Consider the following 14,206-nt stretch of genomic DNA (forward strand, 5'->3'; position numbering starts at 1 on the left):
GTAGAGAAGCGCAGGCGCGCGATGGTTCAACTGGTCAGCTTCGCGCCTCCTTGAGCAGCATGGCGATGCCGGGATGATACTGACCCGCTTCGTTATGCAACTTGCGATAGGCGTACGGGAAATACCAGGCCACGGCGCAGGTGTGCTCCTTTTGCAGGTCGTCGACCATGTCCTGCAGTTCTTCCGGGGTGGCGCTGTGCTGGGTTTTCTGCGGCGCGACGAACAGGCAGCCGAGTTTCAGGTCGCTGGCATAGCTGATCCGCTTGGCGCTGCTGGTAATGTCATGCAGGGGTTGAGTCAGGTTCAGGTAATTGACCCGTGGCCAGCGTTGGGTGGCCTGCAGCCAGGCGCGGGCTTCGGGCGTGGCGATGAACAGGTCGGCGCGACCATTGCGCTCGCCTTCTTCGATCTGTTTGCGGGTGGGCGATTGTTCCAGGGTGATGATCTCGGCCATCCACGCGGCCGCGCTGAGCAGCCCGAGATTGGCTTTTTCGTCCAGCCAGTAGGGCGTTTCGCTGTCGCCACGGATGGCGTTGTAGCGATCGATACAGTCAAACCAGCGCTCCAGCACCGGCCGCAGGAATTCCAGCTTCGGGTTGCTGATGATCATGCCTTGCATGGGGCTCACCTTTTTATTGTGATGTGAGTTATGGCTCTTTGATATCACTGCTGACAGTGTGGCACAAGTTTGACGTCAGAATATTGAGCAGCAGTCGATATTCCGGGAGATTCCAGGTGCAGGAGCCCGGCTTTAATTGACGCTCCACCCCCAACCCTCTAACCTTCGCCGCTTGTTTCAGGTGCTCTGTGGCCTTGGTCGACAGAGTGAAACAGGGAAGCCGGTGAGTGACCGATGCGATGCATCGAGGTTTGCGATCCCGGCGCTGCCCCCGCAACGGTAAATGAGATAAAGACTGTGCCTTGAGCCACTGTGTCGACAGACATGGGAAGGCGCGCAGTCAGGCATACGCCGCTCATGAGCCCGGAGACCGGCCTGATCCATCCCAGTGGCATCACGGTGGGCGATGCCAGGCTTCCTGCCAGCTATTCCTGTGCCTGCCCGCCGTTATTCCTGCCTCAACGGAGAGCTCCCCATGACTGAATCCCCTGATCGTGACGAACGTCATCTGGCGCGCATGCTGCGCAAAAAAGCCGTGATCGACGAACGCATCGCCAACTCCCCGAACGAATGTGGCCTGTTGCTGGTGCTGACCGGCAACGGCAAAGGCAAGAGCAGCTCGGCGTTCGGCATGCTCGCCCGCTCCCTGGGCCATGGCATGCAGTGCGGCGTGGTGCAGTTCATCAAGGGCCGCAACAGCACGGGCGAGGAATTGTTTTTCCGCCGCTTCCCCGAGCAGGTGCGTTTTCATGTGATGGGCGAGGGCTTCACTTGGGAAACCCAGGACCGCCAGCGTGACATCGCCGCCGCCGAAGCCGCCTGGGCCGTTTCGCAGGAACTGCTGCGCGATCCCGCCATCGGCCTGGTAGTGCTGGACGAATTGAACATCGCCCTCAAGCACGGTTACCTCGATCTCGACCAGGTGCTCAGCGATCTGCAGGCCCGCCCGCCCATGCAGCACGTGGTGGTCACCGGTCGCGGCGCCAAGCCCGAGATGATCGAACTGGCCGACACCGTCACCGAAATGGGCATGATCAAGCACGCTTTCCAGGCCGGTATCAAGGCGCAAAAAGGCGTCGAACTGTGAGTCAGCCTCGTCATTGCCCGGCGGTATTGATTGCCGCGCCGGCCTCCGGTCAGGGCAAGACCACCGTCACCGCCGCGCTGGCCCGCTTGCACCGCAATCAGGGGCGCAAGGTTCGCGTGTTCAAATGTGGCCCGGACTTTCTCGACCCGATGATTCTCGAGCGCGCCAGCGGTGCGCCGGTGTATCAGCTGGACATGTGGATGGTCGGCGAGCAGGAAAGCCGTCGCTTGTTGTGGGAAGCCGCAGGCGATGCCGACCTGATCCTGATCGAAGGGGTGATGGGCCTGTTCGACGGCACGCCTTCCAGCGCGGACCTGGCGCGGCACTTCGGTGTGCCGGTGCTGGCTGTCATCGACGGCACCGCCATGGCCCAGACCTTCGGCGCACTCGCGCTGGGGTTGGCGCGTTATCAAGTGGATCTGCCGTTTGCCGGCGTGCTGGCCAACCGCGTTGGCACTTTGCGTCACGCCCAGTTGCTCGAAGGCAGCCTGACCGAAGGCCTGCGCTGGTATGGCGCCTTGTCCCGGGAAACCGGGATCGAATTGCCGAGCCGGCATCTGGGCCTGGTGCAAGCCAGTGAATTGAACGATCTGGACCTGCGCCTCGATGCAGCGGCCGAAGCCCTGGCCAGCAGCTGTGAAGTCGCGCTGCCGCCAGCGGTGGAGTTTGACGCGCCTGAAGTGATCGCTGCCGAACCGCTGCTCGCCGGTGTTCGAATCGCCGTGGCCCGGGACGAAGCATTTGCCTTTACCTATGGGGCCAGCCTCGATCTGTTGCGGGCGATGGGTGCCGAACTGCGGTTTTTCTCGCCGATCCGCGATGCCGAATTACCGGAAGCCGACAGCTTGTACCTGCCGGGTGGTTATCCGGAATTGCACCATGTGGCGCTGGCGCAAAACACTTCGATGCTCAACGCGATCCGCGCGCACCATGCGGCGGGAAAACCGCTGCTGGCCGAGTGCGGCGGCATGCTCTATCTGCTTGACTCGCTGACCGATGTCGAAGGCACTCGCGCTGAACTGGTGGGATTGCTGGCCGGCGATGCAGTGATGCAGAAACGCCTGGCCGCGCTGGCGTTGCAGGCGGTTGAACTGCCGGAAGGTTCGCTGCGCGGGCACACCTACCACCATTCCCTGACCACCACCGAACTGACGCCGATCGTCCGCGGCCTGAGCCCTAACGGTGGGCGTGGGGCGGAGGCGGTTTATCGCGAGGGGCGGATGACGGCTTCGTATGTGCATTTTTATTTTCCGTCCAATCCGTCGGCGATTGCCGCGTTGTTAGCGCCTGACCATAAGGACGCCTTCGCGAGCAAGCTCGCTCCCACATTTGAAGGTGTGCGGCCTGAAGAAATGCAATCCCCTGTAGGAGCGAGCCTGCTCGCGAAGAGGCCATGACTGACAACTCATTCAGTCAGGCCGAACGCGCAGCGGTCTACCGAGCCATCGCCGAACGCCGCGACATGCGCCACTTCAGCGGCGGCACGGTCGAGCCCGAAATGCTCCAGCGCCTGCTCGAAGCCGCGCATCAGGCGCCGAGCGTCGGCCTGATGCAGCCCTGGCGTTTCATTCGCATCAGCGACCGAGCCTTGCGCGGCAAGATCCAGGCACTGGTGGAAGAAGAACGCATCCGCACCGCCGAAGCCCTCGGCGAGCGCAGCGACGAATTCATGCAGCTTAAGGTCGAAGGTATCCGTGATTGCGCCGAAGTGTTGGTGGCCGCGCTGATGGATGATCGTGAACGGCATATCTTTGGTCGGCGCACCCTGCCGGAAATGGACATGGCTTCGTTGTCCTGCGCAATCCAGAACCTGTGGCTGGCGTCCCGCGCCGAAGGCCTGGGGATGGGCTGGGTGTCGCTGTTCGAGCCGCAAGCATTGGCCGACCTGTTGGGTTTGCCAGCCGGCGCCAAGCCGTTGGCCATTTTGTGCCTGGGGCCGGTCAAGGAATTTTATCCGGCGCCGATGTTGGTGCTCGAAGGCTGGGCGCAAGCGCGTCCGCTGAGCGAACTGTTATTTGAGAATCATTGGGGAGAGCGCGCATGAGTGTGGCGTTGTTGAGTGCCGCCGCAGTAGCGCTGGATGCGCTGTTGGGCGAGCCCAAGCGCTGGCATCCGCTGGTAGCGTTCGGCCGATTTGCCGAGCGTATCGAGCAACGTTTCAACGGCGGCGGTCGCGGTTGGCGCAGCCACGGTGTCACCGCCTGGGTGATTGCAGTGTTGCCGCTGACCTTGTTGGCCACGGCGTTTTCCTGGGCACCTTATGTCGGCTGGATCGTCGAGATACTCGCGCTGTATTGCGCCCTCGGCATGCGCAGCCTGGGCGAGCACGTCGAGCCTGTGGCCAGGGCGTTGCGCAGCGATGATCTTGAAGAAGCGCGCCAACGTGTCAGTTACCTGGTCAGCCGCAAAACCAGCGAGCTGGATAAAACCGAAGTCGCCCGTGCCGCCACCGAGTCGGTGCTGGAAAACGGCAGTGACGCGGTGTTCGCCGCCTTGTTCTGGTTTGCCGTGGCCGGTGCGCCCGGCGTGGTGCTCTACCGTTTGAGCAATACCCTGGATGCAATGTGGGGCTATCGCAACGAACGCTTCGAACGTTTCGGCTGGGCGGCGGCAAAGATCGACGATGTACTCAACTACATTCCTGCGCGCCTGGTGGCATTGACCTACGCGCTGCTGGGCAAGACCCGTCCGGCGTTGAAATGCTGGCGCACCCAGGGCCCGACCTGGGACAGCCCCAATGCCGGTCCGGTGATGGCCGCCGGTGCCGGTGCCCTGGGTGTCGAACTGGGCGGGCCGGCGATTTATCACGGCGAGCTGCATGAGCGTCCGCAACTGGGCGAAGGCGCTCCGGCGGACGCCGACTCCATCGACCGCGGCTGGCAATTGGTCCAGCGCGGGGTATGGTTATGGCTGCTGATTCTCTGCGTGGGAGCTGAATTCTATGCTTGAACACGGTGGACGGTTGCGCAAGGCGGCGCTCGAATACGGCATCGAGGAAGCCGACTGGCTTGATCTGTCCAGCGGCCTGGCACCCTGGCCGTTTCCGGTTCCTGATATCCCGCTGCGAGCCTGGGCGCGCCTGCCGGAAACCGATGACGGCCTGGAACAGGCTGCCTGCGATTACTACGGCACCCTGCAAGCGTTGCCGGTGGCCGGATCGCAAATGGCAATCCAGTTGCTGCCGCGCCTGCGTCGGGCCGGCAAGGTCGGCGTGCTCTCGCCCTGTTACGCCGAACATGCCGAAGCCTGGCGTCGCAACGGCTATATCGTGCGCGAAGTGCTGGAGCAGGAAGTCGACTTCTTCCTCGACAGCCTCGATGTGCTGGTGGTGGTCAATCCGAACAATCCCACGGGCCTGAGCCTGACGCCCGCCCGCTTGCTCGACTGGCATTCGCGACTGGCCCAGCGCGGTGGCTGGCTGGTGGTGGATGAAGCCTTCATGGACAACACGCCGCACCTGAGTGTGGCGCCGTTTGCCCATCAGGTGGGGTTGATCGTGCTGCGTTCCTTCGGCAAGTTTTTCGGTCTGGCCGGGGTGCGGCTGGGGTTCGTGCTGGCCGAGCGCAAGTTGCTCAAGCTGCTCGCCGAGCAGGTCGGGCCGTGGGCCGTGAGCGGTCCGACCCGGGTACTGGGCCAGGCTTGCCTGCGCGATACCGATGGGCATGTGCGGCAACGCCTGCGCGCCGAAGAAGCCAGTGAGCGGCTGGCGTCGTTGCTCGAACAGCACGGCCTCAAGCCCCAGGGCGGTTGTGCCTTGTTCCAGTGGCTGGTCACCGAGCGCGCCGAGCAATTGCATGAGTTCATGGCCCGGCGCGGCATTCTCCTGCGGCTGTTCACTCAAACCAGCAGCCTGCGTTTTGGCCTGCCGGGCGAAGACGCCGATTGGGCGCGTCTGACCGCGGCGCTGGAAGCCTTCACCAAGGACATTTCATGAGCACGTTGATGGTGCAGGGCACCACTTCCGATGCCGGCAAAAGCACATTGGTGACGGCGCTGTGTCGCTGGGCCACGCGCCAGGGCGTGAGCGTGGTGCCATTCAAACCGCAGAACATGGCGCTCAACAGCGCCGTGACAGCCGACGGCGGCGAGATCGGTCGCGCCCAGGCGGTGCAGGCACAGGCCGCGTATCTCGAACCGCACACGGACATGAACCCGGTGCTGCTCAAACCCAACAGCGATACCGGTGCCCAGGTGATCATCCATGGCCGTGCGGTCACGACCATGAATGCCGTGGCGTATCACGACTACAAGTCCATCGCCATGCAAGCGGTGCTGGCCTCCCATGCAAGGCTGAGCGCGGCCTATCCGCTGGTGATGGTCGAAGGTGCGGGCTCGCCGGCCGAGATCAATCTGCGTGCTGGCGATATCGCCAACATGGGGTTCGCCGAAGCGGTGGATTGCCCGGTGGTGCTGATCGCCGACATCAACCGCGGCGGGGTGTTTGCGCATCTGGTGGGCACTCTGGAGCTGCTGTCGCCAAGCGAGCAGGCGCGGGTCAAGGGCTTCATCATCAACCGTTTTCGCGGCGATATCGCCTTGCTGCAACCGGGCCTGGACTGGCTGGAGCAGCGCACGGGCAAGCCGGTGATCGGCGTGTTGCCCTACGTGATGGATCTGCATCTGGAAGCCGAGGACGGCATCGATCAGCGCCAGGCCGACAAGGCCGAGCAAGTGCTGAAAGTGGTGGTGCCGGTGTTGCCGCGCATCAGCAACCATACCGATTTCGATCCGCTGCGCCTGCATCCGCAAGTTGACCTGCAATTCATTGGCCCTGGCCAGGCGATCCCCGCGGCCGATCTGATCATCCTTCCCGGCTCGAAAAGCGTGCGCAGCGACCTCGCGTATCTGCGGGCCAATGGCTGGGAAACCGCGATCACCCGTCATCTGCGGTATGGAGGCAAGCTGCTGGGTATCTGCGGTGGCCTGCAGATGCTCGGTGAGCAGGTGCATGACCCGTTGGGCCTCGAAGGTGCAGCGGGTTCCAGTGCCGGCCTGGGGTTGCTGGCGTTCGAGACCGTGCTTGAGCAAGAGAAGCAACTGCGCAATGTGCGCGGGCGCCTGGCCCTGGAGAATGCCGAGGTCAGCGGTTATGAAATCCATGCTGGCGTGACCACCGGCCCGGCGCTGGAAAGCGCCGCGGTGCAGCTCGATGACGGTCGTTGCGATGGTGCGCAGAGCGCCGACGGGCAGATTCTCGGCACCTATCTGCATGGCCTGTTCGAATCGCCGGCGGCCTGTGGCGCGCTATTGAGCTGGGCGGGTTTGTCGGATGTGCAGGAGGTGGATTACCACGGGCTGCGCGAGCGGGATATCGAGCGGTTGGCGGATCTGGTGGAGAAGCATCTGGATACCGGGCTGTTGCGTGAGCTCTGTGGGATTTGAGATGGCTGCACTGGCCCCATCGCGGGCAAGCCTGCTCCCACAGACTCTGCGATTGGACAAAAATCTGTGAGCAGCCTTGATCCTTGTGGGAGCGGGCTTGCCCGCGATGAGGCCAGATGTCACACCGTAGATTTAAGGACTAAACCATGCTCCAACTGATCCTCGGCGGCGCCCGCTCCGGCAAGAGTCGCCTGGCTGAGAAACTGGCAACAGAAAGCCTGCTCCCGGTGACTTACATCGCCACCAGCCAACCCCTGGACGGCGAAATGAACGAACGGGTCGCCCATCATCGTGCCCGGCGTCCGGCTGAGTGGGGCTTGATCGAAGAACCTCTGCAACTGGCCCGCGTGCTGCGCGAACACGCTCGCGTCGATCACTGCCTGTTGGTGGATTGCCTGACCCTGTGGCTGACCAACCTGCTGATGCTCGATGACAACCAGCGCCTGAATGCCGAGCGCGATGCCCTGCTAGAAAGCCTGGCGTCGCTGCCGGGGGAAATCATTTTTGTCAGCAACGAGACCGGAATGGGTGTCGTGCCGCTGGGCGAATTGACTCGCCGCTACGTCGATGAAGCCGGTTGGCTGCATCAAGCTCTGGCCGAGCGTTGCCAGCGGGTCGTCCTGACCGTTGCCGGCCTGCCCCTGACTCTGAAAGGAACCGCGTTATGACTCAATCCTGGTGGCTGAACCCGTGCAAAACCATCGACGCCCAGGCGTTCGAACAGGCGCAGGCCCGGCAACAGCAACTGACCAAACCGGCCGGCTCCCTCGGTCAGCTGGAGTCGGTGGCGGTGCAGCTGGCGGGTTTGCAGGGGCAGATCAAGCCAAGTCTGGAACAGGTGTGGATCGCGATTTTTGCCGGCGACCATGGCGTGGTCGTCGAAGGGGTATCAGCGTTTCCCCAGGAAGTCACCGGGCAGATGCTGCATAACTTCGTCAACGGCGGCGCGGCGATCAGTGTCTTGGCACGGCAGTTGGGCGCGTCCCTCGAAGTGGTCGATCTGGGCACGGTCACGCCGTCCTTGAGCCTGCCGGGAGTGCGTCACTTGAACGTCGGCCCGGGCACGGCGAATTTCGTCCAGGGGCCGGCGATGACCGTCGCTCAGGGCGAACTGGCGCTGGAAGGTGGTCGTGACAGCGTGCTGCGAGCCAAAGCTGCCGGTGCGCAATTGTTTATCGGTGGTGAGATGGGCATTGGCAACACCACCGCCGCCAGCGCCCTGGCCTGTGCCTTGCTGGATTGCCCGGTGGTGCACTTGACCGGGCCGGGCACGGGATTGAACGCGGCGGGGGTCAGTCACAAGGCGCTGGTGATCGAGCGTGCGCTGGCGCTGCATGCAGCCCAACGCGGCGATGCCCTGCAAACACTGTTCAACCTGGGCGGTTTCGAGATCGCCGCATTGGTCGGTGCCTATCTGGCCTGTGCCCAGGAAGGCATCGCGGTGCTGGTGGACGGCTTTATCTGCAGCGTCGCGGCACTGGTCGCGGTGAGTCTGAATCCGCAATGCCGGCCGTGGCTGTTGTTCGGTCATCGTGGTGCCGAGCCGGGGCACCGGCATGTGCTTGAAACCCTGAACGCCGAGCCGCTGCTCGATCTGGGCTTGCGTCTGGGCGAGGGCAGCGGCGCGGCGCTGGCGGTGCCGCTGCTGCGCCTGGCTTGTGACCTGCACGGGCAGATGGCGACGTTCGCTGAAGCCGCGGTTGCGGATCGTCCGGCATGACCTTGCGCCTGGATCTGCTGCGTCACGGTGAGACCGAACTCGGCGGTGGCCTGCGTGGCAGCCTCGATGATGCGTTGACCGAAAAGGGCTGGCAGCAGATGCGAGCGGCGGTGATGGCGCAGGGGCCTTGGGACCGTCTGGTCAGCTCACCGTTGCAGCGCTGTGCGCGGTTCGCTGAAGAACTCGCGGGGCAATCGGGCTTGCCGCTGGAGTGCGACCGCAATCTGCAAGAACTGCATTTCGGCACCTGGGAAGGGCAGAGCGCTGCGGCGCTGATGGAAACCGACGCGCAGGCATTGGGCCTGTTCTGGGCTGATCCTTATTCGTTTACCCCGCCTGAAGGCGAGCCAGTGGCGGATTTTTCGCTGCGAGTGCTGACGGCATTGGCGCGTTTGCACGCCGCATACGACGGTCAGCGAGTGCTGCTGATCAGCCATGGGGGTGTCATGCGTCTGTTGCTGGCCCACGCGCGGGGCTTGCCCCGTGAGCAATTGCTCAACGTCGAAGTCGGGCATGGGGCGCTGGTTTCGCTCGCGGTCGAGGCCAATGGATTGATCAGGGAAGTGCTCTGACCATGCTGCCGTTCTGGATCGCCCTGCAATTTCTGAGCAGCCTGCCGATTCGCCTGCCGGGCATGCCAACGCCGCAGGAACTGGGGCGTTCGCTGCTGTTCTATCCGCTGGTGGGGCTGTTGTTCGGCGGGATTCTGTGGGGGCTCGACTGGCTGTTGCTGGGGACGCCGCTGTTGCTGCACGCCGCTTTGTTGCTGACGGTTTGGGTGTTGCTCAGTGGCGCGCTGCACCTGGATGGCCTGGCCGACAGCGCCGATGCCTGGCTCGGCGGATTCGGCGACCGTGAACGCACGCTGACCATCATGAAAGACCCGCGCAGCGGGCCGATCGCGGTGGTCACACTGGTGTTGGTGTTGTTGCTGAAATTCTGTGCCTTGCTGGCGCTGATTGAGCAGCAGCATGCCGTGGCGCTGATCATCGTTCCATTGCTGGGACGCAGCGCGCTGTTGGGGTTGTTCCTGACCACGCCTTATGTGCGCCCGGGGGGATTGGGGCAGGCGTTGGCCGATCATCTTCCGCGGTTGGCGGGCAAACAGGTGTTGGCGGTCAGTGGGTTGGCCTGTGTGTTGATCGCGGGCGTCAGCGGTGTTGTTGCCGTGGTGCTGGCGGGGCTGGTGTTCGTCTGGCTGAGGCAAGTGATGCTGCGGCGCTTGGGCGGCACGACCGGCGATACAGCGGGGGCGTTGCTGGAGTTGCTGGAAGTGGCGGTGCTGGTGGGGCTGGCGCTTACCCTGTAGGAGCGAGCCTGCTCGCGATCGTCGTCAACGATAACGTTGTCTGCCTGACACCCTGCGGTGTTTTGTCGTCCATCGCGAGCAGGCTCGCTCCTACAGGGGTTCGGTGTAACATAAATTTGCATTCCCTTAATCGCGGGTATATACACGCACCATGCTCGACTCCCAATGTTTATGCATCAACCTGCGTCGCGCCGCCCGTGGCGTCAGCAGGCACTACGACGGCGCTCTCGATGGCTTCGGGATCAACGTTGCGCAGTATTCTTTGCTGTGCAATCTGCAGCGTCTGGACCAGCCGAGCATTTCCACCCTGGCCGAAGCCATGGGCCTGGATCGCAGCACGTTGGGGCGCAATCTGCGGGTGCTGGAGGGCGAGGGGCTGGTCAGGCTGGTCGAAGGCGAAGACATGCGCAACCGCATCGTCCAGCTGACCGATGCCGGGGCCGATCGCTTGAAGGCGGCATTGCCGGCCTGGGAAGCGGCACAACAGCGACTGGTTGATCGCCTGGGTGCCGAAAAGCGCGAAATGTTACTCAAGCTGCTGGACGAACTGGCATGAGGCCGGTTTGTTCGATTTCAAGCGGGTATATACCCGCGATCGGAGAACAACAATGACATCGATGTGGCGTACATGCGGTTGGGTCCTGCTGGGGAGTGCGCTGATCCTGGCGTTGTCCCTGGGGGTACGACATGGCTTTGGCCTGTTCCTGGCGCCGATGAGTGCCGAGTTCGGCTGGGGGCGTGAAGTCTTCGCCTTTGCCATCGCCCTGCAGAACCTGATCTGGGGCCTTGCGCAACCCTTTACCGGTGCGCTGGCCGACCGTTTCGGCGCGGCGAAAGTGGTGCTCATCGGTGGCGTGCTGTACGCCCTGGGCCTGATTTTCATGGGTATGTCGGATTCGGCGGTGACCCTGTCCCTGAGTGCCGGGCTGTTGATCGGCATCGGTCTGTCCGGTACGTCGTTCTCAGTGATCCTCGGCGTGGTCGGGCGAGCGGTGCCGCCGGAAAAGCGCAGCATGGGCATGGGGATCGCCAGTGCCGCCGGCTCCTTCGGTCAGTTCGCCATGTTGCCGGGCACGCTGGGGTTGATCGGCTGGCTTGGCTGGTCCGCCGCCTTGCTGGCGCTGGGCCTGCTGGTGGCGCTGATCGTGCCGCTGGTGAGCATGCTCAAGGACAAACCCCTGCCGGTGCAGGGCCATGAGCAAACCTTGTCCGAAGCCCTGCGCGAGGCCTGTTCCCATTCGGGGTTCTGGCTGCTGGCGTTCGGCTTTTTCGTCTGCGGTTTCCAGGTGGTGTTCATCGGCGTGCATCTGCCGGCGTACCTGGTGGATCAGCATCTGCCGGCGACCGTCGGCACCACGGTGCTGGCACTGATCGGCCTGTTCAACATCTTCGGCACCTACACCGCGGGCTGGTTGGGTGGGCGCATGTCCAAGCCGCGGTTGCTCACCGCGTTGTATTTGCTGCGGGCGGTGGTGATTGCCTTGTTCCTGTGGGCACCCGTGACCACGACCACTGCATATCTGTTCGGCATGGCCATGGGCTTCCTGTGGCTGTCGACGGTGCCACTGACCAATGGCACCGTCGCGACCTTGTTCGGTGTGCGAAACCTGTCCATGCTCGGTGGCATCGTGTTCCTCTTCCATCAGCTTGGTTCGTTCCTCGGCGGCTGGTTGGGCGGGGTGGTGTATGACCGGACCGGGAACTATGACTTGATCTGGCAAGTAGCGATTCTCTTGAGCCTGATGGCCGCTGCCCTGAACTGGCCAGTGCGGGAGCGTCCGGTGGCGCGCCTGCAAACGCAGATGAGCGCGACATGAACCGACTCTGGCCGCAAATCGTCGTTCTTGCGATCGGTGCCTTGCTGCTGGCCCTGGCATGGTGGGGCTGGCATCAGGGCGGGCTGGCGTTGATGCAGTTGGGCATGAGCACTTGCTAGTCGACCGCTTGCTCGCAGAACAGAAGGGCGAGTAACTTCGCCCCTGACGATTGCTCACAAGGAAGCACCGATATGCTGATGCGCTGGTTGGCGGTTCCCGCGTTACTGGCAGCCTTTACCGGGTTGGCTCAAGCAGAAGAGTGTCCGCCGTTGCTGCAAGGCTCATTGCCGAAGTTGCGGGCCAATGAATCCATCGATCTGTGCCAGCGCTTTGCCGGCAAACCGCTAGTGGTGGTCAATACCGCCAGCTTCTGTGGCTTCGCGCCGCAGTTCAAAAGCCTTGAGGCGTTGAACCAGCGTTTCAAGGATCAGGGGCTGGAGGTGATCGGTGTGCCGTCCAATGACTTCAAGCAGGAGTCCAAGGACGGTGCCGAGACGGCGAAGGTTTGCTACGTGAACTACGGTGTGACGTTCACCATGACCGATCCGCAGAAAGTCCGCGGCGACGACGCCACGCATCTGTTCAAGGTGCTGGCCGAGCAGAGCAGCGCGCCGAAGTGGAATTTCTACAAGTACGTGGTGGACCGGCAGGGCAAAGTCATCGCCAATTTCTCCAGCCTGACCAAGCCGGACGATCCCGAGTTCATTGCCGCAGTGGAGAAAGCCCTGGCTTCCACACCATGATCTGACGCGCAGGATCCCTTGTAGGAGCTGCCGAAGGCTGCGATCTTTTGATCTTGCTCCCAGATATCAAGATCAAAAGATCGCAGCCTTCGGCAGCTCCTACAGGGTTCCGCGTAGACCGGAATCAATGAAAAAGCCCCGGCTCTATGGCAGAGCCGGGGCTTTTTTGATTCAGCTGGCGAGCCATTCAGGCTCGCCGGGTTTCATCAGAAGCGGTAGGTAGCACCGATACCGAAACCGTTCGCCCAGTTTTCATACTTGGCGCTGTAGGCCTGACGACCGTTGTTGTCGTTGACCTTGACGTCCTCTTCCTTCAGGTAGGAGTAGGCCACGTCAATGGTCAGGTCGTCGGTCGGGCTCCAGCCGGCGCCCAGGCTGAAGACCGTGCGGTCGCCAGTCGGGATGCGTGGCGAGCGGTTTGTGTTGTTGGTCGGTGCCTGGTCGACGGACAGACCGGTACGCAGTACCCACTGCTTGTTCAGCTGGTACGAAGCGCCGATGGCGTGTGCCCAGGTGTCGTGCCAGTTCTGCTCTTCGGTGATGGTGCCGAAGCCGCGAGCGGCCAGTGCGGCCGGAACACCTTCGTTCTCGACGGAGATTTCTTTCAGGCGGCTCCAGCGAGTCCAGGTGCTGCCTGCGTACAGGGTCCACTGGTCGTTCAGCTGATGAGTCACGGAGAAGTCAACCGACTCAGGCGTCGTGATGTCGAGCGAGGCATCGAACTTCTGGTTCGGGTTCTGGCCCAGCGCGGCGAGCAGGCCGTAGTTGACCTTGGTGTCACCTTCGAGCTTGTACTTCACTTTCGAGTGGTAGGTCAGGCCGACGCGGGTGCTGTCCAGGGCCTGAATCATGATACCGATGTTGTAACCGACAGCGGTGTCGTCGCCCTTGATCTTGACGTTGCCGTCCGGAGCCAGCGGGTTCAGGGACAGTTTCGATTCCAGGGTACCGTCGATACGGTTGATGGTCGGACCGAAACCGATCGACACCTTGTCGTTGAAGGCGTAGCTGACGGTTGGCTGCAGGGTCACGACTTGCACTTCGCTCTTGCTGCCGAAGTAACGGCCGGCGAAGCCGTTCTCGTAATCGGTCACCAGGCCGAACGGCGCGTAGACGCCGAAACCGAATGCCCACTGGTCATCGATCGGCTTGACGTAGTAGCCCATCGGCACGCCCATGAACGGAACCATGTCACCTTTGTTGGTGCCACCGTTCGGACGGGAGCTGGCATCGCTGATATCGGTGTGCGCGTCGATGAATGCAACACCGCCGGTTACTTGTTCGCGCTTGAGGCGAGACATGCCGGCAGGGTTGCCAAATACTGTGGATGCGTCGTCGGCAGAAGAAGATCGCCCGGCAAAACCTGTCCCCATACCGCTGATGCTTTGTTCGTTGAGGGCGAAGCCACTTGCGAAAATCTGGGAAGAGGCCATGGCAACGGCCAGGCTAATGGTGGTTTTGAGCATTACTTTTTTCATTATTAGAACTCCTGGTGATCACCGGGGCGAAAATTACCAACATTTTCGTCC

Annotated in this window: 16 protein-coding genes and 1 riboswitch; of the genes, 14 read left to right on the forward strand and 2 right to left on the reverse strand. The window is 62.6% G+C overall.

What is annotated here, in order from left to right:
- Nucleotides 1-34: 34 nt before the first annotated feature.
- Nucleotides 35-619, reverse strand: a complete 585-nt coding sequence (locus tag ABTV29_RS07745; RefSeq protein ID WP_433769539.1) for a hypothetical protein — start codon at nucleotides 617-619, stop codon at nucleotides 35-37.
- A 162-nt stretch (nucleotides 620-781) separates the two neighbouring features.
- A riboswitch (cobalamin riboswitch) is annotated at nucleotides 782-1,012 on the forward strand.
- An 82-nt stretch (nucleotides 1,013-1,094) separates the two neighbouring features.
- Between ABTV29_RS07745 and cobO the strand changes: the two genes are divergently transcribed.
- The 14 genes from cobO to ABTV29_RS07815 all read left to right on the forward strand — a co-directional run bounded on the left by cobO (nucleotide 1,095) and on the right by ABTV29_RS07815 (nucleotide 12,677).
- Nucleotides 1,095-1,706, forward strand: coding sequence for a cob(I)yrinic acid a,c-diamide adenosyltransferase (cobO, locus tag ABTV29_RS07750; RefSeq protein ID WP_433769540.1), 612 nt, complete (start codon nucleotides 1,095-1,097; stop codon nucleotides 1,704-1,706).
- Nucleotides 1,703-3,103, forward strand: a complete 1,401-nt coding sequence (locus tag ABTV29_RS07755; protein WP_433769541.1) for a cobyrinate a,c-diamide synthase — start codon at nucleotides 1,703-1,705, stop codon at nucleotides 3,101-3,103. Before cobO ends, ABTV29_RS07755 begins: the two co-directional genes overlap by 4 nt.
- On the forward strand, nucleotides 3,100-3,750 hold the full coding sequence (bluB, locus tag ABTV29_RS07760; protein ID WP_433769542.1) for a 5,6-dimethylbenzimidazole synthase: 651 nt from the start codon (nucleotides 3,100-3,102) through the stop codon (nucleotides 3,748-3,750). The genes ABTV29_RS07755 and bluB overlap by 4 nt, the downstream gene beginning before the upstream one ends.
- Entirely contained in the window at nucleotides 3,747-4,655 is a 909-nt protein-coding gene (gene cbiB / locus ABTV29_RS07765; protein ID WP_433769543.1) for an adenosylcobinamide-phosphate synthase CbiB, read from the forward strand. The genes bluB and cbiB overlap by 4 nt, the downstream gene beginning before the upstream one ends.
- Nucleotides 4,648-5,640 carry a threonine-phosphate decarboxylase CobD gene (cobD, locus tag ABTV29_RS07770; protein ID WP_433769544.1) on the forward strand — a complete coding sequence of 331 codons (993 nt, stop codon included), beginning with the start codon at nucleotides 4,648-4,650 and terminating at the stop codon, nucleotides 5,638-5,640. Before cbiB ends, cobD begins: the two co-directional genes overlap by 8 nt.
- Nucleotides 5,637-7,088: a cobyric acid synthase gene (locus ABTV29_RS07775; protein WP_433769545.1), complete on the forward strand. Its 1,452-nt coding sequence runs from the start codon at nucleotides 5,637-5,639 to the stop codon at nucleotides 7,086-7,088. The genes cobD and ABTV29_RS07775 overlap by 4 nt, the downstream gene beginning before the upstream one ends.
- A 146-nt stretch (nucleotides 7,089-7,234) precedes the next feature.
- Nucleotides 7,235-7,756: a bifunctional adenosylcobinamide kinase/adenosylcobinamide-phosphate guanylyltransferase gene (gene cobU / locus ABTV29_RS07780; RefSeq protein WP_433769546.1), complete on the forward strand. Its 522-nt coding sequence runs from the start codon at nucleotides 7,235-7,237 to the stop codon at nucleotides 7,754-7,756.
- Complete coding sequence (gene cobT, locus ABTV29_RS07785; RefSeq protein ID WP_433769547.1) at nucleotides 7,753-8,808, forward strand: nicotinate-nucleotide--dimethylbenzimidazole phosphoribosyltransferase; 1,056 nt, start codon at nucleotides 7,753-7,755, stop codon at nucleotides 8,806-8,808. Before cobU ends, cobT begins: the two co-directional genes overlap by 4 nt.
- On the forward strand, nucleotides 8,805-9,380 hold the full coding sequence (cobC, locus tag ABTV29_RS07790) for an alpha-ribazole phosphatase family protein (RefSeq protein ID WP_433769548.1): 576 nt from the start codon (nucleotides 8,805-8,807) through the stop codon (nucleotides 9,378-9,380). Before cobT ends, cobC begins: the two co-directional genes overlap by 4 nt.
- Nucleotides 9,381-9,382: 2 nt before the next feature.
- On the forward strand, nucleotides 9,383-10,117 hold the full coding sequence (locus ABTV29_RS07795) for an adenosylcobinamide-GDP ribazoletransferase (RefSeq protein ID WP_433769549.1): 735 nt from the start codon (nucleotides 9,383-9,385) through the stop codon (nucleotides 10,115-10,117).
- Nucleotides 10,118-10,268: 151 nt separating this feature from the next.
- Complete coding sequence (locus tag ABTV29_RS07800; protein WP_433769550.1) at nucleotides 10,269-10,673, forward strand: MarR family winged helix-turn-helix transcriptional regulator; 405 nt, start codon at nucleotides 10,269-10,271, stop codon at nucleotides 10,671-10,673.
- Between the two features lie 52 nt (nucleotides 10,674-10,725).
- Nucleotides 10,726-11,934 (forward strand): MFS transporter, encoded by a 1,209-nt coding sequence (locus ABTV29_RS07805; RefSeq protein WP_433769551.1) that lies wholly within the window; start codon nucleotides 10,726-10,728, stop codon nucleotides 11,932-11,934.
- The gene (locus tag ABTV29_RS07810; RefSeq protein WP_433769552.1) at nucleotides 11,931-12,053 is read left to right on the forward strand and encodes a hypothetical protein; all 123 of its coding nucleotides are present in this window, start codon (nucleotides 11,931-11,933) and stop codon (nucleotides 12,051-12,053) included. The genes ABTV29_RS07805 and ABTV29_RS07810 overlap by 4 nt, the downstream gene beginning before the upstream one ends.
- Nucleotides 12,054-12,125: 72 nt before the next feature.
- Complete coding sequence (locus ABTV29_RS07815; RefSeq protein WP_433769553.1) at nucleotides 12,126-12,677, forward strand: glutathione peroxidase; 552 nt, start codon at nucleotides 12,126-12,128, stop codon at nucleotides 12,675-12,677.
- Nucleotides 12,678-12,883: 206 nt separating this feature from the next.
- On the opposite strand, the gene ABTV29_RS07820 is transcribed toward ABTV29_RS07815, so the two are convergent.
- The gene (locus ABTV29_RS07820; protein WP_433769554.1) at nucleotides 12,884-14,155 is read right to left on the reverse strand and encodes an OmpP1/FadL family transporter; all 1,272 of its coding nucleotides are present in this window, start codon (nucleotides 14,153-14,155) and stop codon (nucleotides 12,884-12,886) included.
- Nucleotides 14,156-14,206 lie beyond the last annotated feature (51 nt).

Source organism: Pseudomonas putida (genome assembly GCF_050989985.1).
In the GTDB taxonomy this organism is placed as follows: domain Bacteria; phylum Pseudomonadota; class Gammaproteobacteria; order Pseudomonadales; family Pseudomonadaceae; genus Aquipseudomonas; species Aquipseudomonas putida_AI.

Coding starts and splice junctions, on each gene's coding strand:
- ABTV29_RS07745 (WP_433769539.1), bottom strand. CDS start 619: ATGCAAGGCATGATCATCAGCAACCCGAAGCTGGAATTCCTGCGGCCG.
- cobO (WP_433769540.1), top strand. CDS start 1,095: ATGACTGAATCCCCTGATCGTGACGAACGTCATCTGGCGCGCATGCTG.
- bluB (WP_433769542.1), top strand. CDS start 3,100: ATGACTGACAACTCATTCAGTCAGGCCGAACGCGCAGCGGTCTACCGA.
- cbiB (WP_433769543.1), top strand. CDS start 3,747: ATGAGTGTGGCGTTGTTGAGTGCCGCCGCAGTAGCGCTGGATGCGCTG.
- cobD (WP_433769544.1), top strand. CDS start 4,648: ATGCTTGAACACGGTGGACGGTTGCGCAAGGCGGCGCTCGAATACGGC.
- ABTV29_RS07775 (WP_433769545.1), top strand. CDS start 5,637: ATGAGCACGTTGATGGTGCAGGGCACCACTTCCGATGCCGGCAAAAGC.
- cobU (WP_433769546.1), top strand. CDS start 7,235: ATGCTCCAACTGATCCTCGGCGGCGCCCGCTCCGGCAAGAGTCGCCTG.
- cobT (WP_433769547.1), top strand. CDS start 7,753: ATGACTCAATCCTGGTGGCTGAACCCGTGCAAAACCATCGACGCCCAG.
- cobC (WP_433769548.1), top strand. CDS start 8,805: ATGACCTTGCGCCTGGATCTGCTGCGTCACGGTGAGACCGAACTCGGC.
- ABTV29_RS07795 (WP_433769549.1), top strand. CDS start 9,383: ATGCTGCCGTTCTGGATCGCCCTGCAATTTCTGAGCAGCCTGCCGATT.
- ABTV29_RS07800 (WP_433769550.1), top strand. CDS start 10,269: ATGCTCGACTCCCAATGTTTATGCATCAACCTGCGTCGCGCCGCCCGT.
- ABTV29_RS07805 (WP_433769551.1), top strand. CDS start 10,726: ATGACATCGATGTGGCGTACATGCGGTTGGGTCCTGCTGGGGAGTGCG.
- ABTV29_RS07810 (WP_433769552.1), top strand. CDS start 11,931: ATGAACCGACTCTGGCCGCAAATCGTCGTTCTTGCGATCGGTGCCTTG.
- ABTV29_RS07815 (WP_433769553.1), top strand. CDS start 12,126: ATGCTGATGCGCTGGTTGGCGGTTCCCGCGTTACTGGCAGCCTTTACC.
- ABTV29_RS07820 (WP_433769554.1), bottom strand. CDS start 14,155: ATGAAAAAAGTAATGCTCAAAACCACCATTAGCCTGGCCGTTGCCATG.